Source organism: Chryseobacterium sp. Marseille-Q8038 (assembly GCF_965111995.1).
The window spans coordinates 1,325,167-1,350,149 of sequence record NZ_CBCOPN010000002.1 but is presented as its reverse complement, the minus strand read 5'-3'; the positions used below and the strand labels follow the sequence as shown (position 1 = coordinate 1,350,149).

Sequence of the window (24,983 nt, the reverse complement as noted above, 5' to 3'; positions counted from 1 at the left end):
ATGGATATTTCAGAAAATGATATATCAAAAATTGTTTATGAGGCCGGGTATATAGTTCATAAAGCGTTGGGACCTGGACTTTTGGAAAGTGCTTATGAAGAATGTCTGTTTTATGAATTAAATAAACATGATATTCTTGTAGAAAGACAAAAACCGATGCCATTAATTTATGATGAAATTAAAATGGATGTTGGCTATAGACTTGACTTTTTAATTGAGAAAAAATTTGTGCTGGAAATAAAATCTATAGAATCATTACAGGATATTCATTTAGCACAAATACTTACCTACCTCCGCCTAAGTAATTGTAAACTTGGAATGCTAATTAACTTCAATACACTCCAGTTTAAAAATGGAGTTAAGAGAGTTATTAACGGTACCTTGTGATTTGTGTTATTTGTGAAATAAATTAGTGCCATTTGTGTTTAAAAAAATGAAAATACTTCTTTTAGATAAAAACCATCCTCTTATTACTGAACAGCTTCTGGCTCAGAATTTTATATTGGAAGAGGATTTTACGTCGTCTTATGATGAGGTTTGTGATAAAATTGAGAATTACGACGGTATTATTATCAGAAGTCGTATTCCTTTAGACAAAAACTTTCTGGAAAAAGGTAAGAATCTGAAGTTTATTGCAAGAGTAGGAGCCGGTATGGAAAATATTGATATTCCTGTTGCCGAAAAACTGGGAATTCAATTGATCAATTCTCCGGAAGGAAACAGAGATTCTGTAGCAGAACACGTAGTAGGAATGCTGCTTGTTATCATGAACAGACTTTTTATAGCTTCTCAGGAAGTGAAAAACGGGATCTGGAAACGTGAAGAAAACAGAGGTGATGAGCTGTTAGGAAAAACAGTCGGATTAATTGGGTATGGAAATATGGGGAAAGCTACGGCTAGAAGACTTTCCGGTTTTGGATGTAAAGTGATTTTCCATGATATATTTCCAGGCCTTTCAGATGAATATGCCTCACAGGTTTCATTGGAAGAACTGAAGCAGTCTGCAGAAGTTGTAAGCTTACATATCCCTTTAACTTCGGAAACGCATTATCTTATTGATGAAACGTTCATTGCAGAAATGAAAAACGACTTCTATTTTGTCAATACGGCAAGAGGAAAGAATGTGAAAACTAAAAGTTTAGTGGAAGCATTGAGGTCTGGGAAAGTAAAAGGTACTTGTCTGGATGTATTAGAGTATGAAAAGTCTTCTTTCGAGAATATTGAGGCCGAAAATGAAGATTTAAAATATCTTCTCGAATCTGAAAAAGCCATTGTAACGCCACATATTGCTGGCTGGACGCATCAGAGCAAAGAAAAGCTGGCTCAGTTTATTGTAGATAAAATTGTTGCTTCACATTGTTAGGCAAAAAAAATAATAAGATAAAAAGCGAATTTACGAAAAGTGAATTCGCTTTTTTTATTAACTTGCCTTTATCATAATTTTGGAACAATTAAAATAACTCTGCCTCATGATTTGGACGCCAATCACTATAGAAGAAATTTTCGAAATGATTTTTTCCGCAGAGAAAGAGTTAAACGGTAATCTTTTAAACTTCTGGGATTTAATCAAAATATACCCTGAAAAATGGTACGAAGAAGAGTATGGACAAGAAGGAGGAGGTTTTTGGGTAGTAGGATTAATAGGTAAAAGAGTAATTTATTATAATGACATTGAAGAAGGATTTAATATTTCAGAATATACAGAATACGGAACAATTGATCATTATTACTGTACTCAAGATGAACTCGATATAGCCATTGTAAATCTTTATAGTCTTATTACCTTTGGAGGAAGAATCATAGGACAGGCGGGTTATTCTACTTAATAATCTTTAGATTGTATAAAGAACAAATTTCACTTTTTCTCTCATGAATGTTAAATAATTTCTAATATCCACCTCATGTTTATTATTTATTTTGAGTTTTATTAAATTGCCGCTCATTTTGAATCTCATGACGACGCGTAATTTTGTAATTATCTTAACTGTTTTCTTATCAATATTTTCTTGTAAAAAAAAGTCTGAAGCTAAAGGTGCTTCGGCTGAAAATACAACCAATCTTCCTAACTATGGAAACGTAGATCTGGGAGATGTCTTCACAAAAGGTGATGGGCAGCTTCTAAACAGACAGACTACGGTAAGTTATATAGATCAGTATTACAAAAAGATATGGGAAGCAGGAGATCTTAGTGGCGGAATTCTTGTTGCCAAAGGTGATGAAATTCTATATGAGAATTACAGAGGTTTTGGAAGAGAAGGAAATCAGATGCCTATTGATAAAAATACACCTTTACATGTAGCGTCAGTTTCAAAGACCTTAACTGCAATGGCAATGATGAAGCTAATTGAAGCTGGTAAAATAAAACTTACAGATCATCTTACTCAGTTTTTCCCTGGATTTCCTTATCCTAATGTTACGGTTCAGACGTTATTAGATCAAAGAAGTGGTCTTCCAAAATACGAATACTTTATCACTAAAATACAGCCTGCACCGGCAGAACTTTCCAAGCCATTCATTACCAATCAGGATGTATTGAATATGATTATCAAATACAAACCTGATCTGGCAAGAGATACGGATACAGGGTTTATGTACTGTAATACCAACTTTGCTTTATTGGCTTTATTGGTTGAAAAAGTTACCAAAACTCCTTTTCCTCAAGCCATGAAAGAAATGGTTTTCACTCCGCTGAAAATGAATAATACGTACATTTTCCAGGAAAAAGATATTCCTACCGCTTCACAGTCATTCTATTATGGAGGAAACAAACTGTATCCTTTAGACAGACTGGATCTTATTTACGGAGATAAAAATGTATACACTACCCCAAGAGATTTATACAATTTCTCAAAAGCCATGTTTTCAAAAAAATTCCTTAAACCGGAGCTGATGGAAATGGTATTTGCTCCTTATAGCAATGAAAAAGCAGGAATGAATAACTATGGTTTAGGATTCAGAATGAAAATATTTGATAACGGTGAAAAGCTTACTTATCATAATGGTTGGTGGCATGGTACGAATTCCGTATTTGCCCACCTTTTAAAATCTAAAGTGACCATTGTAGCTATTGGAAACAAATATTCAAACAAAGTATATACGGCTCTTGCATTATCAGGCTTATTCGAAGATTTCCCTTTGCAGAAGGAGAAGCTTCATACCGTGATGCATGACAATAAAGATACTTTGAATTCCGGACAGGAAGTTTTTGGAGAATAATGTTTACTTTTGCCTAAACATTTTCATGAAAAGGTTTCTTTTATTATTCGTTATCTGTTTTCTTGTTCATTCTTGTGCAAGAGTAGGATCTCCTGTTGGAGGGCCTAAAGATACCCTTGCGCCGAAGTTTTTAAGCTCAAACATTGATACCACAAGAATTAATGTGAAAAGAGATATTCGCGAACTCCGTCTGGATTTTGATGAATATGTGACTTTAAAGGACATCAACAAAAATCTGATTATTTCACCTCCTATAAAAGGGATAACAAGGATTCTTCCTTCGAATATAGCCAATAAATTTGTACTGATCCAGTGGACAGATACTCTTCAGGCAAATACCACTTATAATTTCAATTTTGGAAATTCGATTGTTGATAATAATGAATCCAATATACTGAGGTATTTTAATTTTGCTTTTTCCACAGGAGATAAACTGGATGATCTTTATGTGAGCGGTGAAGTAAAGGATGCATTGGATATTAAAAAGAAAACCGGAACAACAACGGAGAATAAACTGGTGGTTGGATTGTATCAGGTAAAAGATACCATGGATTACAAGAAAAAGCCTTACTATATCACCAAGGTGGATGAAGACGGATATTACGAATTAAACTATCTGACCCCAGGGAAATATAAAATTATTGCTTTTGAAGATGAGAATGGAAATTCTATGTATGATCCGGGTAAAGAAAAAGTAGGATTCCAGAAAGATCCGATTAATGTTGAAAAATCTATTTCAGGATTAAATCTAAAAGTATATCCTTCCAAAAAGCCTGTGAAATATGTAGAAATGAAAGAAACTGCAGGAGGTGTTCTGATGACATTCGAAGGGAATCCTGATGAAGTAAAAGTTCAGTCATTGAATGAGAAATTGAAGGATGTAAAAATAACGCATAATCCAAAATCTGATTCCGTTAGAATCTGGTTTGATGCTGTAAAAGATGACGTGGGGCAAACCGCCAATGAAAAGCTTATATTCACGCATAATAAAGGTCCGAAAAAAGACAGTGCTTACAGCGTTTCCTTATTTTACAGATATAATAAGAAGAATGCTATGGATGTCTTCAGTGACAATGATGGAACTTCCATCGCTCCAAAAGCCGATTTAAAAATTGCTTCCAACTATATCGTTGATAAAATTGATCCTTCAAAATGGACACTGAAAATTAAAGGAGACAGCCTGACAACTTTGCCATTTACCGCAAAAATCTCAGAAACAAATCCTTACCAGATCCAGGTTCAGTCAGATTTTGTGATGGGAAAAAGCTATGAGCTTACTGTTCCTAAGGAAACAATATCCTCATTCTATACAAAAAATACACAATCTAAGCGCTTCGACTTTGATGTGGCTAAAGTAGACCAGTTTGGAAGTGTTGAATTCTCTATTTCGAATGCGCCAACTACCAATTATTGGATTCAGCTGGTAGATTCTTCAGACAAGATAGCCTATCAGAAATATATCAAAGGAGATCATATAAAATTTGATATCCTGAAACCTGGAGAATATATTGTAAGAATTCTGGTGGATAATAACGGCAATAAATATTGGGATGAAGCAGACTTTGCTAATGATGTTTTTGCTGAAGATGCTTATATTTTCTACAAAAAAGTAATTGTGAGAGGTCTATGGGAAACAAGGGAAGAATGGGATCTAAAAGACTCCAGAACACTTGATAACCCTAAAGGAACAACAGCTCCTGCACCAACGCCAGTCGTGGAAACACCACCAGCTGCTGAAGTGAAACAGGAAGTTAAGAAAGAATTGAAATCCTCCAATGCAGTTTTAACTCCGGTAAAGTAAACTGATGAAAATAGTTAAGAAAATAGTATTCTGGACATTGGTAGCATTTGCTCTGATTCAGTTTTTTCCTATTGACAGAACCAATAAACCTATTGATTCTGCTGTAAACTTTGTGGAGGCAAGGAAATCACCGGAAAAGATCAGAACACTGCTTAAAAATGCCTGTTATGACTGTCATTCCAATGAGACGGTTTATCCGAAATATGCCTTTATTGCTCCCGTTTCATGGTCTGTAAAAAGCCATGTGAATGAAGGCCGGGAACATCTGAATTTTTCTACCTGGGGAAATTATAATAAGGATTTGAAGGAGAATATGCTTACGAAATCTATTCAAACAATCCAGAACAGGACAATGCCAATGCCTGGTTATATTGTCTATCATCAGGAAGCCAATCTTTCAGAAGCAGAAAGAGCATTATTGATTCAGTACTTTGAAGAAATGCTTAAGGCTAAAACGTATTAATTCAATCATAAAAAAACTCCCGCAGATTTTACAGATCCAGCAGATGATTGTACTTACAATCTGCTCAATTTGCAAAATCTGCGAGAGAATATATTACAAAAATTATTTCTTTAAATAACTCTCGAAAAATCTCTTCTGGGAATCAAAAGCAATGTCCTCTAAGTTTAACTCCTGTAAAGGAATCCAGACTGCTTCTGAAATCTCAGAGAGCTCAAGATTTACCTCAAACTTTTCCGAAACATTATACTCATAAAATAGATCAATCGTATTATAATCAATCTCTTTGTATTGATAGATGTTAGGAAGGCTGGTAAGGTATTTCAGGTTAGAAATATCAATATCAAGCTGAAGTTCTTCAAAAAGTTCTCTTTTACAGGTTTCCTCTGCACTTTCTTTTGGGTCGACAAATCCTCCGGCAAGATCGAGTTTTCCTTTTTTGGGATCTCTGTTTCTTCGGGTAAGATAAATTTCGTCTCCACATCTGATGACAACTGCTACTGCACCTGCCACATTATTATACAAAGTAAAACCGCATTCCGGACAGTTCCATTTCTTTTCACCATCCCAGTGTAAGGACTCTTTGCCACAGCTTGGACAATATTTCAATAGTTTCATTGAGCAATATTAATATTTCTCGGGTGATAACTCAAAATAACATCCCTTAATTCTTCAGTTTTCAGATGCGTATAGATCTCCGTTGTCGTAATACTGGAATGTCCCAGCATTTCCTGAATATAACGCAAATCTGCCCCATTCTGTAATAAATGGGTTGCAAACGAATGTCTGAAGGTGTGTGGAGATATTTTTTTGTTGACCCCGGCTTTATCTGTAAGTTCTTTAATGATAAGAAATACAATCACTCTGGACATAGAAGTCCCACGGCTGTTTAAAAACAGAGTGTCTTCATATTTCTTATTAATTTTACCTTTAGAACGTACCTCTTTGATATAACTTTCCAGCATATCTGCAGTATAGTCAGCTAAAGGAACAAAACGGGTTTTGTTTCCTTTTCCGTGTACTTTGATGTACTGCTCTTTGAAGTTGATATTGGAGATCTTTAGATCAATCAGTTCGGAAACCCGAAGTCCGCAGCCATATAGTACCTCTATGATGCAGTGGTTTCTTTTTCCGAGATCTGTATTGATCTCAATAGCAGCAATAATTTTGTTGATATCAGGCAAGCTTAAAGTATCTGGTAGATATAATCCCAATTTAGGGCCTTCAAGTAACGCCGCAGGATTGTCTTCACGATATTCATCTTCCAGCAGAAATTTAAAGAAAGCTTTAATGGAAGATATCCATCTTGCCTGTGATCTCTCACTGAATTTCTGTTTGGAAAGATTGAAAATGTATTCCTGCAGGTTTTCGTAACCGATGGAGTCTGGACCGACGTTTTCCAGATCCTCTTCTGCGTAATCTTTTAATTTCTTAATGTCCCGAACGTAGGCGTCGAGTGTGTTTTCTGAAAAATTTCTTTCGAAACGAAGAAATATTTCAAAATCTTTGATCTTTTCATCCCAAGTCATTTGTGCTTATTTTTTTAGTTCACAGTCCGATATTTGTTCTATTTCAATATTATGGTTTCTCAGGAACGATATCCCATCGTCATCCGAATACTCATTAATGTACACCAGTCTCGTAATTCCTGCCTGCAAAATCAGCTTGCTGCATTCTTTACAGGGAGACAGCGTCAGATATAACGTTGCCCCTTTTGCAGATTGAGTGGAAGCCGCTAGTTTTAATATAGCGTTGGCTTCTGCATGCAATACGTACCAGTGTGTTTTCCCTTCTCCATCTTCACAGCAGTTTTCGAATCCCGAAGGAGTCCCGTTGTAACCATCTGAAATAATCATCCTATCTTTTACGATAAGAGCTCCCACCTGTTTTCTCTTACAGTAGGAGAGTTTTGCCCATTCCTGAGCCATTTTTAGATAAGCTTTATCAAACTTATTCATACCGCAGCATTGTTTTTTTTTCGAAATAATTTGGATTAAAATCTTTTAGAAAGATTTAGAAGTTAGGTTTTCTCTTCTCTAGAAACGCAGTAACTCCTTCTTTCTTATCTTCCATGTCAAAAAGTTCACCGAAATATTTGATTTCAGCTTCAAAACCTTTCTCCGTGTCAGATAAATTCACGGCATTTATAGCCTTGGATATTGCCATTGGTGAATTGTAGGCAATCGTGTTTGCTAATTCTTTCGTTTTGGTTAATAATTCTTCAATAGGATATACTTCATTGACCAGCCCGATCTCTTTTGCTTTTTGAGCAAGGATCATTTTGGCAGAGAAGATCATTTCATTGGCAATACCTTTTCCTACAAGCTTCGGAAGCCTTTGAGTTCCTCCATATCCTGGAATCAGTCCAAGAGTTACTTCAGGAAGCCCTAATCTGGCGTTTTCCGATGCATATCTGATGTGGCATGCCATGGCAAGCTCTAAACCTCCTCCCAATGCAAAACCGTTTACGGCTGCAATGACAGGTTTAGACATGTTTTCAATTTTGTTGAACAATGTGTTTTGTCCGTTTCTTGCAAGTTCTTCAGCTTTTTCCTGTCCGAAATCACTGAATTCCTTGATGTCAGCTCCCGCTACAAAAGATTTTTCTCCACTCCCTGTAAGGATAATTACCCTACAAGAAGTATCAGCGTTAAGCTCATCCAGTGCAGTACTGATTTCCTGAATTGTTTTTGCGTTTAAAGCATTTAAACTTTCAGGTCTGTTTATGGTAATGATAGATAATTTATCTTCTTTTTTTAATAATATGTTCTCGTAACTCATTTTTCCACTTTAAAATATCATCCTTTGCAAATTATGAATTTTTTACAAAAAAAAGGAAAAAATATTATTTTTTTTTCCTTTTTTTTAATTTATCCTTTCAAATAATTATTTGGAATGATTCATCATATTTGCATCAATATTGACATTTAGCTGAGAAGCCACTTTCATGCCAAGTTCAATATTAGCACGGAAAAAGTGACACAGCTGTCGATTGATAATTTCATCTTTTTTCGGTCCGGTTATACCATTCATACTGCCTACAATATTTTTGATCAAATGATCTCTTTCTTCTGCATTCATTGCTTTTGAATATAAAAGCCCCGGTTGAGTATAGTGATCACTGTCGTTCTCATTTCTGTTGTAACTGGCAACATGTGCACTGTCTAGCTCATATTCATAGTTTTTATAAGATGGATCCGCTTTGATGTCATCAAAACTGTTGGGATGATAATTCGGTTGATCCTGATAATGGCTTGAATCTGCCATATAGCCGTCTCTCTGATAGTTGTTAACTTCAAAAGGACATCTGTTCACTTCCAGCTGATGTGAGTTTACGCCCACTCTGTAGCGGTGTGCATCTGGATAAGAGAATAATCTTCCCTGAAGCATTTTGTCAGGTGAAAAGCTTATTCCGTTAATCAGGTTGCTGGGTGAAAAAGTAGACTGTTCCACATGCGCAAAATAATTAACAGGGACTTCGTTCAGTTCCATTTCGCCTACTTCGATTAAAGGGAAGTCATCGTGGAACCATACTTTGGTTACATCAAAAGGATTCCATCTGAAATCTTTTGCCTGTTCTTCGGTCATTACCTGTATGTATAAAGTCCATTTCGGGAAGTCTCCGTTTTCAATAGCGTTGCAAAGATCTTCCTGGGCAAAGTCAGGGTTTTCTCCGGCCATTTTTACAGCTTCTTCATCTGTGAAATTTTTTACGCCTTGTTTTGTTTTGAAGTGGAATTTCACCCATACCCTTTCATTTTTATCATTAATCATGGAGAAAGTATGAGATCCGAAACCATGCATATGTCTGTAACCATGCGGAGTTCCTCTGTCTGACATTAATATAAGAACCTGATGAAGAGATTCAGGGTTTAAACTCCAGAAATCCCACATCATGGTGGCACTTTTTAAATTTGTTTTGGGTACTCTTTTCTGAGTATGGATAAAGTCCGGGAATTTTTTTGCATCCTTAATAAAGAATACCGGTGTATTATTTCCTACCAAATCCCAGTTTCCGTCTTCAGTATAAAATTTTAAAGCAAAGCCTCTTGGATCTCTTGCCGTATCTGCGCTTCCTTTTTCGCCTCCTACCGTGGAGAATCTTGCAAACATTCTGCATGAATTTCCTACATTTGAAAACAGTTTCGCTTTCGTGTACTGGCTGATGTCATGCGTTACGGTAAAAGTTCCGTAAGCTCCGCTTCCTTTGGCATGCACAATTCTTTCAGGAATTCTTTCCCTAACGAAATGCGCAAGATTTTCCTGAAGAATAAAGTCTTGCAGCAATACCGGGCCTCTTGGTCCTACCGTCTGTGAATCCTGATGTTCAAAATAAGGTGCGCCGTTACTTAACGTTAATTTTTTAGAATCCATATCATTAATGATTTGTATAAATGTTTTTCTTTTTCTAAATCCAAGTGTAAAGGTAATGAATATCAAATTTACTTGAATTTTTAATTGCTAATAGCAAAAACGTTATATCTTTGTAATAGATAATATTAATCAAATGAACATTCAGCAACTGGAGTATCTTATCGCTGTTGATAAGTATAAACATTTTGGTAAAGCCGCTCAGGCGTGTTTTATTACCCAACCTACGTTAAGTGCCATGATACAGAAATTTGAGGATGAACTGGATGTAAAGGTTTTTGACAGAACTACCCACCCGATTCGTACCACAGATGTAGGTCTTCAGATTATTGATCAGGCAAAAGTGATTATAGAGTCTGTCAATGAGCTGAAAAACAAAGCCAACCTTTTGAATAATATTTTAGGGGGAACCATTAATCTGGGGATTATTCCTACGGTGTCTTCTTTCATTCTGCCAACGGAAATCTTTAAATTCCTTGAAGATAATCCGAAGATCCAGATGAATGTAAAAGAAATGACTACGGATAATATTATTAAAGCTTTGAAAGCTGGTGAACTGGATGCGGGAATTATCTCAACACCTTATGACACTGCTGACGAGTTTTATCAGGATTTCTTATTCAATGAAGAATTGATGATTTACAGCTCCAATACGGAAGCCAACAAAAAGAATTCTTACATCATTCCGGAAGATCTGAATGTAGAGAAAGTATGGTTGCTTGAAGAAGGAAACTGTTTGAGAAACCAGTTTGAAAATATCTGTCATCTGAAAGAAAATACCTTGAAGCCTAAAAATTTAGACTTCCTGGCTTCCAATATCCAAACCTTGGTACACATGGTAGATAAGGTAGGAGGAATCAGTATTCTGCCGGAATTGGCATTGAGCCAGCTTTCAGAAGAGCAGAAGAAAAATGTTTTCAGATTCAAAAAACCTTTCCCTTACCGAGAAATCAGTATTATTTATTATAAGCCAACATTTAAGCAAAAAATAATTGATGAATTGTCACATTCTATCAAAACTTCTTTAGAACTTAAGCTGAATTATCACGAAAGTCCGAAAGAATTTGTAAGCATTAAGCCTCAGTAATGGAAATGCTTTAAAGTGATAGAAATCATCAATTTAAATAAAATTATAATTAATAAACAAAAGTTTTGAGTATTACGAAAATAGTGCTTAAATTTGCTGACGTTTATTACGAGGAAAAATTTGACCTGATTGCAACCTCTATAAAAATATGCTAAAACAGTATTCTTTTTTCTGGGCAATTTTATTTCATATTTTTCTTCAACACTATTTTTTAAATCTTTAAAAACAAAAGAATTATATGTCTTATTTATTTACATCTGAATCAGTTTCAGAAGGACATCCGGATAAAATCGCCGATCAGATTTCCGATGCATTAATCGACCATTTCTTAGCTTATGATAAAGATTCAAAAGTAGCATGTGAAACTCTTGTAACTACCGGACAGGTGGTATTGGCAGGAGAAGTAAAATCAGATGCTTACCTTGATGTACAGACCATTGCCAGAGAAGTAATCAACGGAATCGGATATACAAAAGGAGAATATATGTTTAATGGAGATTCTTGTGGAGTGATCTCTGCCATCCATGAACAGTCACCTGATATCAATCAGGGAGTTGACAGAGCCGTAAATGATGAGTCTTTTGAAGCTAAAGCAAATGCACAGGGAGCTGGAGACCAGGGAATGATGTTCGGGTATGCTACCAATGAAACGGCAAACTATATGCCTCTTGCATTAGATCTTGCCCACACAATCCTTAAAGAGCTTTCTGCCATCAGAAGAGAAAATAAAGAAATCACTTACCTTCGTCCTGATGCGAAAAGCCAGGTAACTATTGAGTATTCTGATGATCACAAACCCATCAGAATTGATTCTATCGTAGTTTCTACTCAGCACGATGACTTTGGAGCGGAAGAAGAAATGTTGAACAAGATCCGTGAGGATATCAAAAATATTCTGGTTCCAAGAGTGGTTGCACAGCAAACAGAAGAAATCAAAGCTTTGTTCAATGATCAGATCAAATATCACATCAATCCTACAGGTAAATTCGTAATCGGAGGACCTCACGGAGATACTGGTCTTACAGGGAGAAAAATCATCGTTGATACCTACGGTGGTAAAGGAGCTCACGGAGGTGGTGCTTTCTCAGGAAAAGACCCTTCTAAAGTAGATAGAAGTGCTGCTTATGCAACAAGACATATTGCTAAAAACTTAGTGGCTGCAGGAGTGGCTGATGAAGTTTTGGTACAGGTTTCTTATGCAATCGGGGTAGCTGAACCTTGTGGTTTATATATCAACACTTACGGAACGGCAAAAGTAGATCTTCATGATGGAGACATTGCGAAAAAAGTTTCTGCTATTTTTGATTTAAGACCTTATGCAATCGAGCAGAACTTAAAATTAAGAAATCCTATTTATCAGGAAACAGCTTCTTACGGACATATGGGTAAAGAGCATTATGTGGCTGATAAAACGTTCAACAAAGGACAGAAAAACGAGATTACCTTAAAAGATCTTGAGTTCTTCACTTGGGAAAAACTTGACAAAGTAGAGGAAATTAAAACCGCTTTTGGAATTTAATTTCTCTTTAAAGAATAATAAATGAACTGCTTTATCTTTGGATAAGGCAGTTTTTTTTAATTTTACACCTTAATAATATAGAAAGATGATGAATTTTCGAACTGTAGTTGCTGCCCTGTCCCTGTTTTTGCTGAGTACATTGGTAAAAGCTCAATATACTATGCACAAAATGATCAGTGTGGGATATACTTACCAGAACCAGAGTTTTGGTGAAGTAGGAGGTAAATTGCTCTTCCTTAAAAATGATGATGTCATTTACAGATTGGGAGGATCTGCAATGATGGGATCTGTAGATTCAAAATTTGCTATTATGCCGAAACTGCAGGCTGATGTACTTCTTAATTTTCAGAAAAATGTAGATTTCTACCACTCTTATTACTTTTTAGCCGGAGTGGAAGGAACGAATAAATATATTGCCCCTAAAATAGGAGTTACCCTGTTTGGTATGCTGGACCTTACAGGAGGCTATGCTTTTCCCATCGGAGATACCCGATTGAATGGGAAAGAGATGAAAGGGTTAAATGTTAATTTTTCATTAAATATCCCTACAGTCTTGATTCATGACATGTTTAAATGATTTTTTTTAGATTTTTCTCTATAAAATTTAATAATAGGTTAACAGTTATTAAAAAATTATTATATTTACATCATAATAATTGTACCTGCCTATAGAAGAGACTCTACTCTAGAACTGTTTTGTTTATACAGCAAAGGCCAGATGAATATCTGGAGGAATACCTGTCTGCAAATATTTATATTGAGAAGAGTTATGAAATCAAAATCGGATAGTTTACTAATTTCCCTTTACCAGAAAGGAGACGAGGGCGCATTATCAACCCTTATTCACCGACATCAGAGAGAACTTTTTACATTCATTTTTTACAAAATTAATGATGAAGATTTGGCCAACGATATCTTTCAGGATACTTTCATGAAGATTATTGTGATGCTGAAAGAAGGACGCTATAACGAAGAAGGTAAATTTATTCTTTGGGCAAAAAGAATTTCCCACAATTTAATCATCGATCATTTCAGGTCTAAAGCCAAGAATATCAAAGTTTCAGAAACTACTTTTGAAACGGATGAATATTCTATTTTTGATTTGATCAGAGAGCCTTCGGAAAACATTGAAGATCAGTTGGTAACCAATCAGATTCAGGAAGATCTTCTTAGGATGTTACAGTTTTTGCCACAAAACCAGCAGGAGGTGATCAAACTGAGATTTTTTGACGGCTTGAGTTTCAAAGAAATTGCAGACCATACTGAGATGAGTATTAATACAACTTTGGGCAGAGTAAGATATGCACTCATCAACCTGAGAAAAATCATGGATGAAAACAATATAATATTAACCAGATAGATAATATTTAGTGAAATTTCACGTTTTAAGGAAAACATACTTCGCTTATGAAAAAAAATGACTCCTTAAAAGTGAAAACTTTGAAACCTAAGAAACAAACAATTGATTTTTTGCTGAATTTTTCTAAAAGCCTTGAAATTGTGAAAAGCAAGAGCAAAAATTATCCTATTACAAAAAATTAAAATTATTAACTTTGTGCTGTATGAAAATGCAGCATGTTTTTTTTGACCTGGATAATACACTCTGGGATCACCGCAGAAATGCCTACCTTACCATCAAAGACCTTTTTGAAAAACAGGAAATAACTTCGAAGTATCATATTGACTTTGAGGAGTTTCATTCTGTTTATCACGATATCAACGAAGAATTGTGGGAAAAGATCAGAGATGGGATTATTGGCAAAGAGTACTTGAGAGAACACCGTTTTTATGATTCATTTAAACATTTTGGAATAGATAATAAAGAGCTTGCCCTTTATTTTGAAGAAAACTTCCTTGATAATATTGTGAGTCATAATGAACTGGTAGAAGGAGCAGAAGATGTTTTGGAATATCTGAAAGCTAAAAATTATACATTACACATTATTTCCAACGGATTTCAGGAGGTGACAGAAAGAAAATGTACCCTATCAGGAATCGCTCCCTATTTTAAAACAATTACCAGTGCCGATGCGGTGGGAGTAAGAAAACCTAATCCAAGGATTTTTGAATACTCTCTGGGACTTTCCGAAGCCAGAAAAGAAGAAAGTATTCTGATTGGAGACGACTGGATTGCAGATGCCCTGGGAGCAACTGATTTTGGAATGGATGCCATCTTTTTCGATGTCTATAAAGAAGATAAGCAGAAAGAAGGATTAAAAGCCATTACCCATCTTCAGCAGATTAAAGAATATTTATAAAGTGTAAGATTTTACCATCTATAAAAAAGCCGTTAAGTTGATCTTAATGGCTTTTCTGTTTTTCAGTGAGTGAATTAAACTTTAAGCTATTTATTTTTTATTGAAATCTGTTTTCCCAATTCTTTCCCAATTTGATGATGAACTTTGCAGCATAATAACAACAGAAAAATTTAATAGTATGAAAAATGTAAAGAAAATCACCGGAGTATTAATGATCATATTTTTATTAATTGGAGGTTGGGTTTCTGCTCAGGATAGAGCAATCACTGCGAATCAGTTACCGAAAACGGCTAAAAACTTTCTTGCTTCCCATTTTAAAGGAATTCCTGTAAACTCAGCATTAGAAGACAGAGAGATCTATGGAGTAGACGAATACAAAGTATATCTGACCAATGGAATGAAAATAGAGTTCGACAGCAGTGGAAACTGGAAAGAAGTAGATGGCAAACACCAGAAGGTTCCGTATGGTTTCATCCCTGCATCAATCAGAAATTACAGCAGTAAAAATTTCCCTAATACTTACATCATTAAGATGGAAAAGAAAAGATGGTCTTATAAAGCAGAACTTTCCAACGGATTGGAGCTTGAATTTGACAGGAATGGGAATTTTAAAAAAATCGATGATTAACATTTAACCGAATACAAACACTAAATATTAATAATATGGTCAACTGGAATTTAATAAACAGCAACGGAAGAACGATTTCTTCTGCTCAGATTAGAAAAAATATAGTTTCATTTATGACAAGAAATTATCCTTGCAGCATCATTGAATCTATTGAACGAAAATATAACGCCTATAAAATTCATCTGATGAATGGTTTGTGTCTTGTGTTTGATGCAGACGGGCGATTTGTTAAGTAAGAAGCCGGAGGAAGGAAGAGGGAAGTGATGGCAGTGTAAAAAACTTCCCGCTTCCTGCTTTCATTCTTCCCGCTTTTAATTTCTTATATTTGATAGAAGTTAATCATGCAGCAGAGCATATAGATCCGGAAATATGAAGATTTTAATTGTAGAAGATGAGCCCGCACTGAAAGATACAATACAGAAGTTTCTGGAAGCAGAACATTTCATTGTAGAATATGCGGAAAATTACAGCAGCGGACTGGAGAAAATTATTTCGTATGAATACGACTGTATTTTGCTGGATATTATGCTGCCTGACGGAAACGGTATAGATCTTCTTAAAGAGATCAAAAAAATGCACAAGAAAGATCCGGTAATCATTCTTTCTGCCAAAGATTCTGTAGATGATAAAGTGACCGGACTGGAAATAGGGGCTGATGATTACCTGGCCAAGCCTTTCCACCTTGCAGAGCTGATGGCGAGAATCAAATCTGTGATCAGAAGAAAAAATCAGGATGGTGAGAATATTATCCGCTATAAAAATATAACTATTAATCCGGAGAACAGAACGGTGAAAGTGGGTGATGAGGAGCTTGTCCTTAACCGTAAAGAATATGACCTTTTGTATTATTTTGTCATCCATCCGGAAAAAACCTTACAGAAAACAACGTTGGCTGAAGCAATCTGGGGAGATTATATCGATCAGGCAGACAGTCTGGATTTTATTTATTCCCAGATTAAAAATCTTCGTAAAAAATTAAAAACCCTCCATGCAGAAGCCGATTTCCAGGCTGTGTATGGAATAGGATATAAATTTATCTGATGAAAACCTCATTAAAATATTACACCATAAAATATCTGATCATGATCCTGCTGTTGATTATCGCAGTATGGGCAGGGTTATTTTATGCCTATATTCTGGATGAAGTGCACGATAATGTGGATGACGGATTGAGGGATAGAAAGATTCAGATTATTAAAGCGGTGTATCTTAACCCTGAGTTGCTGAAGAATAAGGAGTTTGGTTTTAATGAGTTTAAAATCAATCCGATTAAAGCCGAAGAGTATCAAAACAAAAGCAGGCTTTACAACAAGATGTACTACATGGAGTATGATGATAAAGACCAGCCTTACAGAGTGTTGGAAGCAGACTTTATCGATCAGTTCAAAGATCATAGACGGCTTGTCATAAGAACTTCAACGGTAGAAGAAGATGAGTTGATATACGATCTTACAACAGCATTGATTGTGCTTTACATCCTTTTGGTTATCAGTATTGTAGCGGTTAATGGTTATCTGCTTAATAAAGCCATGAGACCTTTTTACCAGATTCTGGATAAGCTTAAAAAATATCAGTTCGGAATTCCTTTTTCCCAGGAAAAACAGAATTATAAGATCACAGAATTTGAAGAATTAAATGTGGAAATCAATGAAATGATTGAGCGTAATGAACTTGTTTTTTATCAGCAGAAACAGTTTATTGAAAATGCTTCCCATGAACTTCAGACACCTTTGGCCATTGTGATTAATAAAATTGACCTTTTGATTCAGAATGATGATCTTGATAAAAAGAGTATGACCTTTCTTACCGAAGTTAAAAATGATCTGAGAAGAATGGTAGGGTTGAATAAATCTTTATTAATGCTTTCCAAAATTGAAAACAGTCAGTTTAATAGAACTTCAGATGTTGATTTTAACGGAATGGTTACCCAGCTCGTTCAGAATTATGAAGACTTTATTGCATTTAAAAAGGTAGAAGTCAATATTATTGAGAAAGGAAAATTTATTGCAGACTTTAATCAGGATCTTGCAGATATTCTGTTGTCAAACCTTCTTAAGAATGCCGTTAAATATAACAATGAAGAAGGAACTTTAAATATTATCATTGAAAATAACAGGATAACATTCCAAAACAGCGGAGCATCCATCCCTTTGGATAAATCCAGAATCTTTAACCGGTTCTATAAGCAGGGATCAGATCATACCTCTACCGGACTGGGGCTGTCTATCATCAAAACCATTATCAAACAATATCCGGGTTGGGATATTACTTATGAATTCGGGGATCAGATGCATTACTTTATCCTTACAAAGAATAATAATAGCTTCAATAAATAGAAAAAGCCTTTCGTTTGAAAGGCTTTCTTATGTTGGTAACTCAGAATTAAAATCCTAAGCTTGTTCTTACTCTTTTAAGAGTTTCCAGCGCAATAGGTCTGGTTTTCTCCGCACCTTGCTGCAGTTTTGCTTCCAATTCATCAAGATTGCTCATATAATAAGCAAACGTTTCTCTTTCTTTGGCAAAACGTACCAGGATAAGATCCAGCAACTCTTTTTTAGCATGTCCGTATCCGAAGTTTCCGGCAAGATATTTTGTTCTTAATTCCTCAGTTTGCTCAGGCGTTGCAATCAATTCATAGATCTGGAAGGTTTTATCCGTTGCAGGATCTTTAGGCTCCTCCAGTGATTTAGAATCCGACTCAATACTCATCACCTGTTTTTTCAGCTCTTTTTCAGGTAAGAAAATATTGATGATATTTCCCATGGATTTAGACATTTTACGCCCATCGGTTCCGGGAACATATTTAGTGTCCTGCTGAAGTTCCGCCTGTGGTAATACAAGAACTTCACCCATCTGGTTATTAAATCTGGACGCTACATCTCTTGCAATTTCCAGATGCTGAAGCTGATCTTTTCCTACAGGAACAATCTCTGCATCATACAGTAAAATATCTGCAGCCATCAAAATTGGGTAAGTAAACAAACCTGCATTTACATCCTGCAATCTATCTGCCTTATCCTTGAATGAATGCGCCAATGTTAATCTTTGATAAGGAAAAAAACATGATAAATGCCAAGAAAGTTCACAGGTTTCAGCGATATCACTTTGTCTGTAGAAATATGTTTTTTCAGTATCTAATCCACAAGCAAGCCAAGCCGCAGCAATCTCGTAGGTATTTTGTCTTAAAGTCTGCGCATCTTTAATCTGTGTAAGCGTATGAAGATTCGCAATAAATAAAAATGATTCATTTCCTTCCTGCTTGGATAGTTCAATAGCAGGAATAATTGCCCCTAATAAATTTCCAAGATGGGGTGTTCCGGTGGCTTGAATGCCGGTAAGAATTCTTGACATTTGTTTAAAATTTATATTTAAAAATTAATGAATAGCAAATTTACGAGGTTTGACGGAATAAAGAAAGATAAAAGATAAAAGATAAAAGATAAAAGATAAAAGATAAAAGATGTTGTTATTAAAATTCAATAGAGGTGGGCTTTAGCCCAGCTAATGATAAATCACCTTTCCATTGGATTTAGCCAAAACCTATCAACCTTCAATAATTTATATGCCTTTACGCATCATCCGTGAAAATCCGTGAAATCTGTGGGAAATATTAAGGAATCAAAATCTTCTCTCCTCCAAACTTCGGTTCCACTCCAAAAACAAGATCCCAATAGGCCTTAGCTTTCGCAAAATACTCTCTCAAATTGGTTTTTAAGCCTGCATATTTATTTACATCAGCGGCATTATACCCAAAGGCTTCCATTCCATTTTTTCTGGCCAGAAAAACGGCTCTTTCATTGTGGAATTTCTGAGAAATAATAACCAGTTTCGTCTGGCTGAAAATATCTTTTGCTCTTACCACAGAATCCAGTGTTCTGAATCCGGCGTGATCCAGAATAATTTTATCCTTTGGAACTCCACTCTGCATTAATGCCAGCTGCATATCTTCAGGTTCATTATAATCCTTGGTGCTGTTGTCTCCACTAACGATAATGTACTGTATTTTTCCGCTTTTATATAAATCGCTTGCAGCCTTAATTCTGTTGTAGAAATAGGCATTTGGGGTTCCGTTGCTCAAAAGCTTTCCTGTTCCCAATAAGAGTGCGGTTTTTGCTTCCGGTACATCAGTGATGTTATAAGAAACAAATGGTTCGCTGTCTTTTTTGATGCTGTAATTCGCCCAGGCAATAAAAATAATTCCTGCAACGAAAAGAAGCAGGAAAATTTTAAAAATATTTTTGATTATTTTTTTCATCCGAAATATATCGTTTAAAACTCCAGACCGTTCGGGAAAGCTTTCTTTCTGAATATTAATAAGAATGCTGCTCCTACAGTAATGGCAGAATCTGCAACATTGAAAATATATTTGAAAAACTCAAGGTGTTTTCCTCCTATTAAGGGCCAGCTTTCAGGAACATTCCAGTCTACCAATGGGAAGTGAAGCATATCTACCACACACCCTTTCATAAAAGTAGAATATCCGTGTCCGAAAGGAGCAAATTTAGAAATACCGCCATAGCCGATCCATCGGTCTATGCTAGGGTCGTATACGGTTCCGCTGTCGAAGATCATTCCATAGAACATTCCGTCAATAAGATTTCCGATGGCACCTGCAAAGATGATAGCCATTGGAATCAAGAGATAATTGGAAGCTCCTTCCTTTAACCATTTTTTAAACATATAAACCATTCCTCCGATAAGGAAGATTCTTAGGATCACCAGAAAATACTTCCCGATGATACCTCCGAAGTGAAATCCATAAGCCATTCCCGGGTTTTCCACAAAGGTTAGCTTAAAACCTGGCAGAACAGTAATGCTGTCATCCAGATTAAAATGGGTTTTAATATAAATTTTCGAAGCCTGGTCAATTAATAACACCAAAAATGTTATCGCTAAGATCTTTTTCATTATTGCCCTTTAGGTTTTGAAGGCTTTGCAGCCGGCTTTACATTTTTATTGTCGCTTGCTTTCTTGACTACTTTCTGTCCGTTATATGAACTTTTAACATGAGCTTTTTCAAATTTAATGTTCATTTCTTTAAGGACACCTTTCAGTGCACTAAGCTCCATTGCATTTTTTGGATGTACTATAATAGATTCCATTTCTTATTATTTAATTTTTACATTTTGGACAATTCATCAAGTCTTTTTCTATCTTTTTCAGACAGATCATTGACTCCGTTTTTGCCCATCTTACTCAAAAGTCTGTCGATCTCTTTCTCCCTTTCACGTTTATCAGAATTGAATTGATCATCAATCGTATAGTTTTTCTGCGGTTCAGGAAAGAATCTGTTTTTGATCCATTCTCTATTGAAAAACAGTAATACTAAGGCGATAACAAATCCCAAAATTAATAATTCGCTCATGGGTATACATTAAAAATTAGGTTTATAAAGTATCCGTGAATACGATATAAACCCAATATTATTTTTTTACAAACCTTACGGTTATTTTTGCATGTTTTTCGCTTCGATGCTCAATGTAGCATGAGGAACGGCTAAAAGTCTTTCCTTAGGAATCAGTTTTCCTGTTACTCTACACACACCATACGTTTTATTTTCGATTCTGATCAAAGCATTTTTAAGGTCACGCACGAATTTTTCCTGTCTTCCTGCTAAAATAGAGTTTTGCTCTTTGCTCAGCGTTTCTGCTCCTTCTTCAAAAGCTTTGAAGGTAGGAGAAGTATCATCAGTTCCGTTATTCTGGTCATTGATGAAACTTTCTCTGATAAGCTGAAGATCTTTTTCTGCTTTTTCTATTTTTTCTTTAATGATCGCTTTAAATTCCTGTAAATCAGCATCGCTGTATCTAACTCTTTCGTCTGACATATTCTTTCTCTTTTTTAATAAAATTATGAAATGGAATTTGAAATATAATAACTACATGTTAATTTTTTTCAACATTTATCTTAAAATTAACCTCATCTATTTCGATTTCGTTAAAATTTGAAAGTGAAGATACAATTTCTATTTTATTTGACAAGACTTCAGAAGAAATATATTCCTCATTTTTCTTAATATCACTTAGGAAAGGAGTACTTTCTTCTAGTGTGATTGAAATTCTGTCTGTCAGTTCAAAGTCTTTATCTTTTCGCAGGTTTTGAATTCTGTTGATGAACTCTCTTGCGATCCCTTCAGATTTTAATTCATCGGTTAACGTCAAATCTAATGCCACAGTTGTTTTACCATCGGAAGTAACAGTCCATCCCGGGATATCTTTTGTAGAAATTTCCACATCGGTAAGAGTGATTTCATATCCCTGAACATCTATTTTTCCTTCTTTTTCAAGACTGGCAATCTGTTCTGTAGTAAGATTGGCAATTTCGGCACCTACCACCTTCATATCTTTTCCTAATTTAGGACCAAGCGCTTTGAAGTTGGGCTTTATCTGTTTTACAATTAAGTGAGAGGCTTCTTCAGCATTGATTAACTGTAATTCTTTCACGTTTACTTCCTGTTTGATAAGATCTGCCACAGCTAGAATCTGTTCTTCTGTTTTAGAATCCAGTACAGGAACCAATACTTTTTGTAACGGCTGACGAACTTTTACATTTTCTTTCTTTCTCAGAGAGAATACCATACTTGTAATATTCTGAGCTAAGTGTGTTTTCTCCACCAGATCCTGATCTATTAAGCTTTCATCAGCTACCGGGAAGTCTGTAAGGTGTACAGATTCACAGTTTTCTTTTCCGGTTACTTTATTTAAATCCTGGTACAACTGATCCATAAAGAACGGAGCAATAGGAGCAGATAGTTTAGCAACTACTTCAAGACAAGTGTATAGAGTCTGGTAAGCAGAGATCTTGTCATCAGAATAATCTCCTTTCCAGAAACGTCTTCTGCACAATCTTACATACCAGTTACTCAGGTTGTCATTGACAAAGTTACTGATCGCTCTTGCCACTCTTGTTGGCTCATAGTCTTCATAGAATGCTTTTACATCCTTGATCAGAAGGTTGAGTTCGGAAAGAATCCATCTGTCAATTTCAGGACGGTTTTCCACTTCTTTTTCCGAATAGTTGAAGCCGTCAACATTTGCATATAAAGCAAAGAATGAATAGGTATTGTAAAGTGTTCCGAAGAACTTTCTTCTTACTTCGTCAATTCCTTCAATATCAAACTTCAGGTTTTCCCATGGGTTTGCATTGGAAATCATATACCAACGGGTAGCATCCGGTCCGTATACAGAAAGGGTTTCGAACGGATCCACCGCATTTCCTAAACGTTTTGACATTTTCTGTCCGTTCTTATCCAGAACAAGACCGTTACTCATTACGTTTTTATAAGCAACTGAATCAAACACAGCAGTTCCGATGGCGTGAAGCGTATAGAACCATCCACGGGTCTGGTCAACACCTTCTGCAATGAAATCAGCCGGGAATGCTTTATTGTTATCTATTAATTCTTTGTTTTCAAAAGGATAATGCAACTGCGCATAAGGCATAGAACCTGAATCGAACCAAACATCAATCAGGTCACTTTCACGTCTCATTGCTTTTCCTGAATCAGAAACCAATACTACTTTGTCTACTACGTTTTTGTGAAGATCCACAAGCTCATAGTTAGATTCAGCCATATTTCCGATGATGAAACCTTTGAATGGGTTTTCAGTCATCAGTCCTGCAGCAATGGATTTCTCAATTTCGTTGTATAATTCTTCTACAGAACCAATGATCTTTTCTTCTTTCAGATCGTCTGTTCTCCAGATTGGCAATGGAATTCCCCAATATCTAGAACGGGAAAGGTTCCAGTCGTTTACATTCTCCAGCCAGTTGGCAAAACGTCCTTCTCCGGTAGCTTTCGGCTTCCAGTTGATTTCTTTGTTCAAATTAACCAGTCTGTCTTTTACAGCTGTCATTTTCACAAACCAGGAATCCAAAGGATAATACAATACCGGTTTATCTGTTCTCCAGCAGTGTGGATACGAGTGGACATATTTTTCTACTTTGAAGGCCTTGTTCTCTGTTTTCAACAGGATCGCAAGTTCTACATCCCATGATTTCTCAGGAGCAGTTCCTTCATCGTAATATTCGTTTTTGATATAGGTTCCGGAGAATACCTCTGGAACATTTTCTCCTTTGATGAATCTACCCTGTAAATCTACCAATGGTACAAGGTTGTCATTTTCATCTTTTACCAACATTGGAGGAATCTCAGGCTGAGCCATTTTAGCAACTCTCGCATCATCTGCACCGAAAGTAGGTGCCGTGTGAACGATACCAGTACCATCCTCCGTAGTTACGAAATCCCCTAAGATCACTCTGAATGCATTTTCAGCATTATCGTTTGGCGTAAACCAAGGAACTAATTGCTCATATCTCGTGTCAAAAAGTTTTTCTCCTGTAAACTCTTTTAAAACCCTGAAAGGAATTACTTTAGTTTCCGGAGTATAGTTGGCAAAATCTTCATCTGTACCTTCTGCATATTTTTTACCGAAAACCTTAGGTAAAAGAACTCTTGATAAAACAACTGTTACGGGTTCAAATGTATATTGGTTGAAAGTTTTAACTACAACATATTCAATATCTCTACCTACAGTAAGAGCGGTATTGGATGGCAGCGTCCATGGAGTCGTCGTCCATGCAAGGATATGTACATCTCCGTCAACATCATTGAACAATGCTGAAGAGTTTTTCTTTACTTTAAACTGAGCCACAACCGTTGTATCTGAAACATCACGATAGGTTCCGGGCTGATTCAGCTCGTGAGAAGAAAGTCCTGTTCCTGCTTTTGGAGAGTAGGGCTGGATGGTGTACCCTTTGTACAACAAGTCTTTGCTATACAATTGTTTCAATAACCACCAAACGGTTTCCATATATTTTGACTTGTACGTGATGTACGGATCATCAAGATCTACCCAATATCCGATTTTTTCGGTAAGGTTGTTCCAAACGTCTGTATAACGCATTACTGCTTCACGGCAAGCTTTGTTATAGTCTTCAATAGAGATTTTTTTGCCAATATCTTCTTTAGTGATTCCTAACTCTTTTTCTACACCCAGTTCCACAGGAAGACCATGCGTATCCCAGCCTGCTTTACGGAAAACCTGCTTTCCGTTTTGAGTCTGGTAACGGCAGAAAATATCTTTCAATGCTCTTGCCATTACGTGGTGAATTCCAGGCATACCGTTTGCTGAAGGCGGACCTTCATAAAAAACAAACTCAGGATTTCCCTGACGAATCTCAACACTCTTATTGAAAGTTTTATTTTGTTTCCAAAATTCCGCTACATTCTCTGCTACGTCAATAAGGTTGAGGTTTTTGTATTCTTTAAATTGGCTCATTGTAAATATCTCAATATCGTTGATTAATTAAGTCTGCAAATTTACTAAAATTTGTCGGTTTATAATATATGTTTTATTTTGATATCTTCTATTAAAAAGTTCAATCTCAGAAATATAAATGAAGAAAGTGAGAAAACGTGAATGGTGAATGGTCAATAAGTGAATTTTTCTGGGTGTTTTTTATATAAAATTTAATGCAATTTATTCAATAGGAGCGGGCTTTAGCCCGCTTAAATAATAAAAACAAATCCAACGGCTTTAGCCAAAACCTAATGATTGCGCAAAGTTTCACAAAGATCTTATGAATGGGTTAAAATTGTTCGCAAAGGCGTTTCACTCAGCAGAGGAAATAGGGGTAAGAA

Annotated in this window: 27 protein-coding genes; 15 read left to right on the top strand and 12 right to left on the bottom strand. The window is 35.9% G+C overall.

Features of this window, described 5'->3' with window-relative positions:
- From ACWPWS_RS20115 to ACWPWS_RS20090, 6 genes are all read left to right on the top strand, one after another.
- Positions 1–387, top strand: coding sequence for a GxxExxY protein (locus ACWPWS_RS20115; protein WP_454047693.1), 387 nt, complete (start codon positions 1–3; stop codon positions 385–387).
- A 46-nt stretch (positions 388–433) separates the two neighbouring features.
- The gene (locus ACWPWS_RS20110) at positions 434–1,363 is read left to right on the top strand and encodes a 2-hydroxyacid dehydrogenase (RefSeq protein ID WP_454047692.1); all 930 of its coding nucleotides are present in this window, start codon (positions 434–436) and stop codon (positions 1,361–1,363) included.
- Between the two features lie 106 nt (positions 1,364–1,469).
- A complete protein-coding gene (locus ACWPWS_RS20105) occupies positions 1,470–1,826 on the top strand; it encodes a hypothetical protein (RefSeq protein WP_454047691.1) in 357 nt (118 codons plus the stop codon).
- A 127-nt stretch (positions 1,827–1,953) separates the two neighbouring features.
- Positions 1,954–3,216 carry a serine hydrolase domain-containing protein gene (locus ACWPWS_RS20100; RefSeq protein ID WP_454047690.1) on the top strand — a complete coding sequence of 421 codons (1,263 nt, stop codon included), beginning with the start codon at positions 1,954–1,956 and terminating at the stop codon, positions 3,214–3,216.
- Between the two features lie 25 nt (positions 3,217–3,241).
- Entirely contained in the window at positions 3,242–5,017 is a 1,776-nt protein-coding gene (locus ACWPWS_RS20095; protein ID WP_454047689.1) for an Ig-like domain-containing protein, read from the top strand.
- A 4-nt stretch (positions 5,018–5,021) separates the two neighbouring features.
- Positions 5,022–5,480: a heme-binding domain-containing protein gene (locus ACWPWS_RS20090; RefSeq protein WP_209786748.1), complete on the top strand. Its 459-nt coding sequence runs from the start codon at positions 5,022–5,024 to the stop codon at positions 5,478–5,480.
- Positions 5,481–5,582: 102 nt separating this feature from the next.
- Here ACWPWS_RS20090 and ACWPWS_RS20085 read toward each other — a convergent pair whose 3' ends face one another.
- The 5 genes from ACWPWS_RS20085 to ACWPWS_RS20065 all read right to left on the bottom strand — a co-directional run bounded on the left by ACWPWS_RS20085 (position 5,583) and on the right by ACWPWS_RS20065 (position 9,851).
- Positions 5,583–6,095, bottom strand: coding sequence for an NUDIX hydrolase (locus ACWPWS_RS20085; RefSeq protein ID WP_309512970.1), 513 nt, complete (start codon positions 6,093–6,095; stop codon positions 5,583–5,585).
- Positions 6,092–7,006: a site-specific tyrosine recombinase XerD gene (xerD, locus tag ACWPWS_RS20080; protein ID WP_454047688.1), complete on the bottom strand. Its 915-nt coding sequence runs from the start codon at positions 7,004–7,006 to the stop codon at positions 6,092–6,094. Before xerD ends, ACWPWS_RS20085 begins: the two co-directional genes overlap by 4 nt.
- Positions 7,007–7,012: 6 nt before the next feature.
- Positions 7,013–7,435: a deoxycytidylate deaminase gene (locus ACWPWS_RS20075; RefSeq protein ID WP_034692520.1), complete on the bottom strand. Its 423-nt coding sequence runs from the start codon at positions 7,433–7,435 to the stop codon at positions 7,013–7,015.
- A gap of 55 nt (positions 7,436–7,490) precedes the next feature.
- Complete coding sequence (locus tag ACWPWS_RS20070; protein WP_105684154.1) at positions 7,491–8,258, bottom strand: enoyl-CoA hydratase-related protein; 768 nt, start codon at positions 8,256–8,258, stop codon at positions 7,491–7,493.
- Between the two features lie 105 nt (positions 8,259–8,363).
- Positions 8,364–9,851: a catalase gene (locus ACWPWS_RS20065; protein ID WP_454047687.1), complete on the bottom strand. Its 1,488-nt coding sequence runs from the start codon at positions 9,849–9,851 to the stop codon at positions 8,364–8,366.
- 133 nt (positions 9,852–9,984) lie between these two features.
- On the opposite strand from ACWPWS_RS20065, the gene ACWPWS_RS20060 reads away from it, so the two are divergent.
- The 9 genes from ACWPWS_RS20060 to ACWPWS_RS20020 all read left to right on the top strand — a co-directional run bounded on the left by ACWPWS_RS20060 (position 9,985) and on the right by ACWPWS_RS20020 (position 17,676).
- The gene (locus ACWPWS_RS20060) at positions 9,985–10,935 is read left to right on the top strand and encodes a LysR substrate-binding domain-containing protein (RefSeq protein WP_047428937.1); all 951 of its coding nucleotides are present in this window, start codon (positions 9,985–9,987) and stop codon (positions 10,933–10,935) included.
- A gap of 238 nt (positions 10,936–11,173) precedes the next feature.
- Positions 11,174–12,454, top strand: coding sequence for a methionine adenosyltransferase (metK, locus tag ACWPWS_RS20055; protein ID WP_105684155.1), 1,281 nt, complete (start codon positions 11,174–11,176; stop codon positions 12,452–12,454).
- 85 nt (positions 12,455–12,539) lie between these two features.
- A complete protein-coding gene (locus ACWPWS_RS20050) occupies positions 12,540–13,031 on the top strand; it encodes a hypothetical protein (protein WP_209786753.1) in 492 nt (163 codons plus the stop codon).
- Positions 13,032–13,223: 192 nt separating this feature from the next.
- Positions 13,224–13,814 (top strand): RNA polymerase sigma factor, encoded by a 591-nt coding sequence (locus ACWPWS_RS20045; protein ID WP_105684157.1) that lies wholly within the window; start codon positions 13,224–13,226, stop codon positions 13,812–13,814.
- 202 nt (positions 13,815–14,016) lie between these two features.
- Positions 14,017–14,712 (top strand): YjjG family noncanonical pyrimidine nucleotidase, encoded by a 696-nt coding sequence (locus ACWPWS_RS20040; protein ID WP_105684158.1) that lies wholly within the window; start codon positions 14,017–14,019, stop codon positions 14,710–14,712.
- A gap of 178 nt (positions 14,713–14,890) precedes the next feature.
- Positions 14,891–15,340: a PepSY-like domain-containing protein gene (locus ACWPWS_RS20035; RefSeq protein ID WP_309512969.1), complete on the top strand. Its 450-nt coding sequence runs from the start codon at positions 14,891–14,893 to the stop codon at positions 15,338–15,340.
- A gap of 35 nt (positions 15,341–15,375) precedes the next feature.
- Positions 15,376–15,576: a PepSY-like domain-containing protein gene (locus tag ACWPWS_RS20030; protein ID WP_209786755.1), complete on the top strand. Its 201-nt coding sequence runs from the start codon at positions 15,376–15,378 to the stop codon at positions 15,574–15,576.
- A 133-nt stretch (positions 15,577–15,709) separates the two neighbouring features.
- Positions 15,710–16,381, top strand: a complete 672-nt coding sequence (locus ACWPWS_RS20025; RefSeq protein ID WP_454047686.1) for a response regulator transcription factor — start codon at positions 15,710–15,712, stop codon at positions 16,379–16,381.
- A complete protein-coding gene (locus tag ACWPWS_RS20020; protein WP_454047685.1) occupies positions 16,381–17,676 on the top strand; it encodes a sensor histidine kinase in 1,296 nt (431 codons plus the stop codon). The genes ACWPWS_RS20025 and ACWPWS_RS20020 overlap by 1 nt, the downstream gene beginning before the upstream one ends.
- 46 nt (positions 17,677–17,722) lie before the next feature.
- Here the strand turns inward: ACWPWS_RS20020 and trpS are convergent, their stop codons facing one another.
- The 7 genes from trpS to ileS all read right to left on the bottom strand — a co-directional run bounded on the left by trpS (position 17,723) and on the right by ileS (position 24,621).
- On the bottom strand, positions 17,723–18,691 hold the full coding sequence (gene trpS, locus ACWPWS_RS20015; protein ID WP_209786758.1) for a tryptophan--tRNA ligase: 969 nt from the start codon (positions 18,689–18,691) through the stop codon (positions 17,723–17,725).
- Between the two features lie 259 nt (positions 18,692–18,950).
- Positions 18,951–19,595 carry a SanA/YdcF family protein gene (locus ACWPWS_RS20010; RefSeq protein WP_454047684.1) on the bottom strand — a complete coding sequence of 215 codons (645 nt, stop codon included), beginning with the start codon at positions 19,593–19,595 and terminating at the stop codon, positions 18,951–18,953.
- Between the two features lie 14 nt (positions 19,596–19,609).
- Positions 19,610–20,248, bottom strand: coding sequence for a lipoprotein signal peptidase (locus tag ACWPWS_RS20005; protein WP_209786760.1), 639 nt, complete (start codon positions 20,246–20,248; stop codon positions 19,610–19,612).
- Positions 20,248–20,442, bottom strand: a complete 195-nt coding sequence (locus ACWPWS_RS20000; RefSeq protein WP_309512962.1) for a DUF2683 family protein — start codon at positions 20,440–20,442, stop codon at positions 20,248–20,250. The genes ACWPWS_RS20005 and ACWPWS_RS20000 overlap by 1 nt, the downstream gene beginning before the upstream one ends.
- Before the next feature lie 17 nt (positions 20,443–20,459).
- Positions 20,460–20,705 carry a DUF6576 domain-containing protein gene (locus ACWPWS_RS19995; RefSeq protein WP_454047683.1) on the bottom strand — a complete coding sequence of 82 codons (246 nt, stop codon included), beginning with the start codon at positions 20,703–20,705 and terminating at the stop codon, positions 20,460–20,462.
- A gap of 81 nt (positions 20,706–20,786) precedes the next feature.
- Positions 20,787–21,167 carry a TraR/DksA family transcriptional regulator gene (locus ACWPWS_RS19990; protein WP_002983772.1) on the bottom strand — a complete coding sequence of 127 codons (381 nt, stop codon included), beginning with the start codon at positions 21,165–21,167 and terminating at the stop codon, positions 20,787–20,789.
- A 58-nt stretch (positions 21,168–21,225) separates the two neighbouring features.
- Positions 21,226–24,621, bottom strand: coding sequence for an isoleucine--tRNA ligase (ileS, locus tag ACWPWS_RS19985; protein ID WP_454047682.1), 3,396 nt, complete (start codon positions 24,619–24,621; stop codon positions 21,226–21,228).
- Between the last annotated feature and the right edge of the window lie 362 nt (positions 24,622–24,983).

Coding starts and splice junctions, on each gene's coding strand:
- ACWPWS_RS20115 (WP_454047693.1), top strand. CDS start 1: ATGGATATTTCAGAAAATGATATATCAAAAATTGTTTATGAGGCCGGG.
- ACWPWS_RS20110 (WP_454047692.1), top strand. CDS start 434: ATGAAAATACTTCTTTTAGATAAAAACCATCCTCTTATTACTGAACAG.
- ACWPWS_RS20105 (WP_454047691.1), top strand. CDS start 1,470: ATGATTTGGACGCCAATCACTATAGAAGAAATTTTCGAAATGATTTTT.
- ACWPWS_RS20100 (WP_454047690.1), top strand. CDS start 1,954: ATGACGACGCGTAATTTTGTAATTATCTTAACTGTTTTCTTATCAATA.
- ACWPWS_RS20095 (WP_454047689.1), top strand. CDS start 3,242: ATGAAAAGGTTTCTTTTATTATTCGTTATCTGTTTTCTTGTTCATTCT.
- ACWPWS_RS20090 (WP_209786748.1), top strand. CDS start 5,022: ATGAAAATAGTTAAGAAAATAGTATTCTGGACATTGGTAGCATTTGCT.
- ACWPWS_RS20085 (WP_309512970.1), bottom strand. CDS start 6,095: ATGAAACTATTGAAATATTGTCCAAGCTGTGGCAAAGAGTCCTTACAC.
- xerD (WP_454047688.1), bottom strand. CDS start 7,006: ATGACTTGGGATGAAAAGATCAAAGATTTTGAAATATTTCTTCGTTTC.
- ACWPWS_RS20075 (WP_034692520.1), bottom strand. CDS start 7,435: ATGAATAAGTTTGATAAAGCTTATCTAAAAATGGCTCAGGAATGGGCA.
- ACWPWS_RS20070 (WP_105684154.1), bottom strand. CDS start 8,258: ATGAGTTACGAGAACATATTATTAAAAAAAGAAGATAAATTATCTATC.
- ACWPWS_RS20065 (WP_454047687.1), bottom strand. CDS start 9,851: ATGGATTCTAAAAAATTAACGTTAAGTAACGGCGCACCTTATTTTGAA.
- ACWPWS_RS20060 (WP_047428937.1), top strand. CDS start 9,985: ATGAACATTCAGCAACTGGAGTATCTTATCGCTGTTGATAAGTATAAA.
- metK (WP_105684155.1), top strand. CDS start 11,174: ATGTCTTATTTATTTACATCTGAATCAGTTTCAGAAGGACATCCGGAT.
- ACWPWS_RS20050 (WP_209786753.1), top strand. CDS start 12,540: ATGATGAATTTTCGAACTGTAGTTGCTGCCCTGTCCCTGTTTTTGCTG.
- ACWPWS_RS20045 (WP_105684157.1), top strand. CDS start 13,224: ATGAAATCAAAATCGGATAGTTTACTAATTTCCCTTTACCAGAAAGGA.
- ACWPWS_RS20040 (WP_105684158.1), top strand. CDS start 14,017: ATGAAAATGCAGCATGTTTTTTTTGACCTGGATAATACACTCTGGGAT.
- ACWPWS_RS20035 (WP_309512969.1), top strand. CDS start 14,891: ATGAAAAATGTAAAGAAAATCACCGGAGTATTAATGATCATATTTTTA.
- ACWPWS_RS20030 (WP_209786755.1), top strand. CDS start 15,376: ATGGTCAACTGGAATTTAATAAACAGCAACGGAAGAACGATTTCTTCT.
- ACWPWS_RS20025 (WP_454047686.1), top strand. CDS start 15,710: ATGAAGATTTTAATTGTAGAAGATGAGCCCGCACTGAAAGATACAATA.
- ACWPWS_RS20020 (WP_454047685.1), top strand. CDS start 16,381: ATGAAAACCTCATTAAAATATTACACCATAAAATATCTGATCATGATC.
- trpS (WP_209786758.1), bottom strand. CDS start 18,691: ATGTCAAGAATTCTTACCGGCATTCAAGCCACCGGAACACCCCATCTT.
- ACWPWS_RS20010 (WP_454047684.1), bottom strand. CDS start 19,595: ATGAAAAAAATAATCAAAAATATTTTTAAAATTTTCCTGCTTCTTTTC.
- ACWPWS_RS20005 (WP_209786760.1), bottom strand. CDS start 20,248: ATGAAAAAGATCTTAGCGATAACATTTTTGGTGTTATTAATTGACCAG.
- ACWPWS_RS20000 (WP_309512962.1), bottom strand. CDS start 20,442: ATGGAATCTATTATAGTACATCCAAAAAATGCAATGGAGCTTAGTGCA.
- ACWPWS_RS19995 (WP_454047683.1), bottom strand. CDS start 20,705: ATGAGCGAATTATTAATTTTGGGATTTGTTATCGCCTTAGTATTACTG.
- ACWPWS_RS19990 (WP_002983772.1), bottom strand. CDS start 21,167: ATGTCAGACGAAAGAGTTAGATACAGCGATGCTGATTTACAGGAATTT.
- ileS (WP_454047682.1), bottom strand. CDS start 24,621: ATGAGCCAATTTAAAGAATACAAAAACCTCAACCTTATTGACGTAGCA.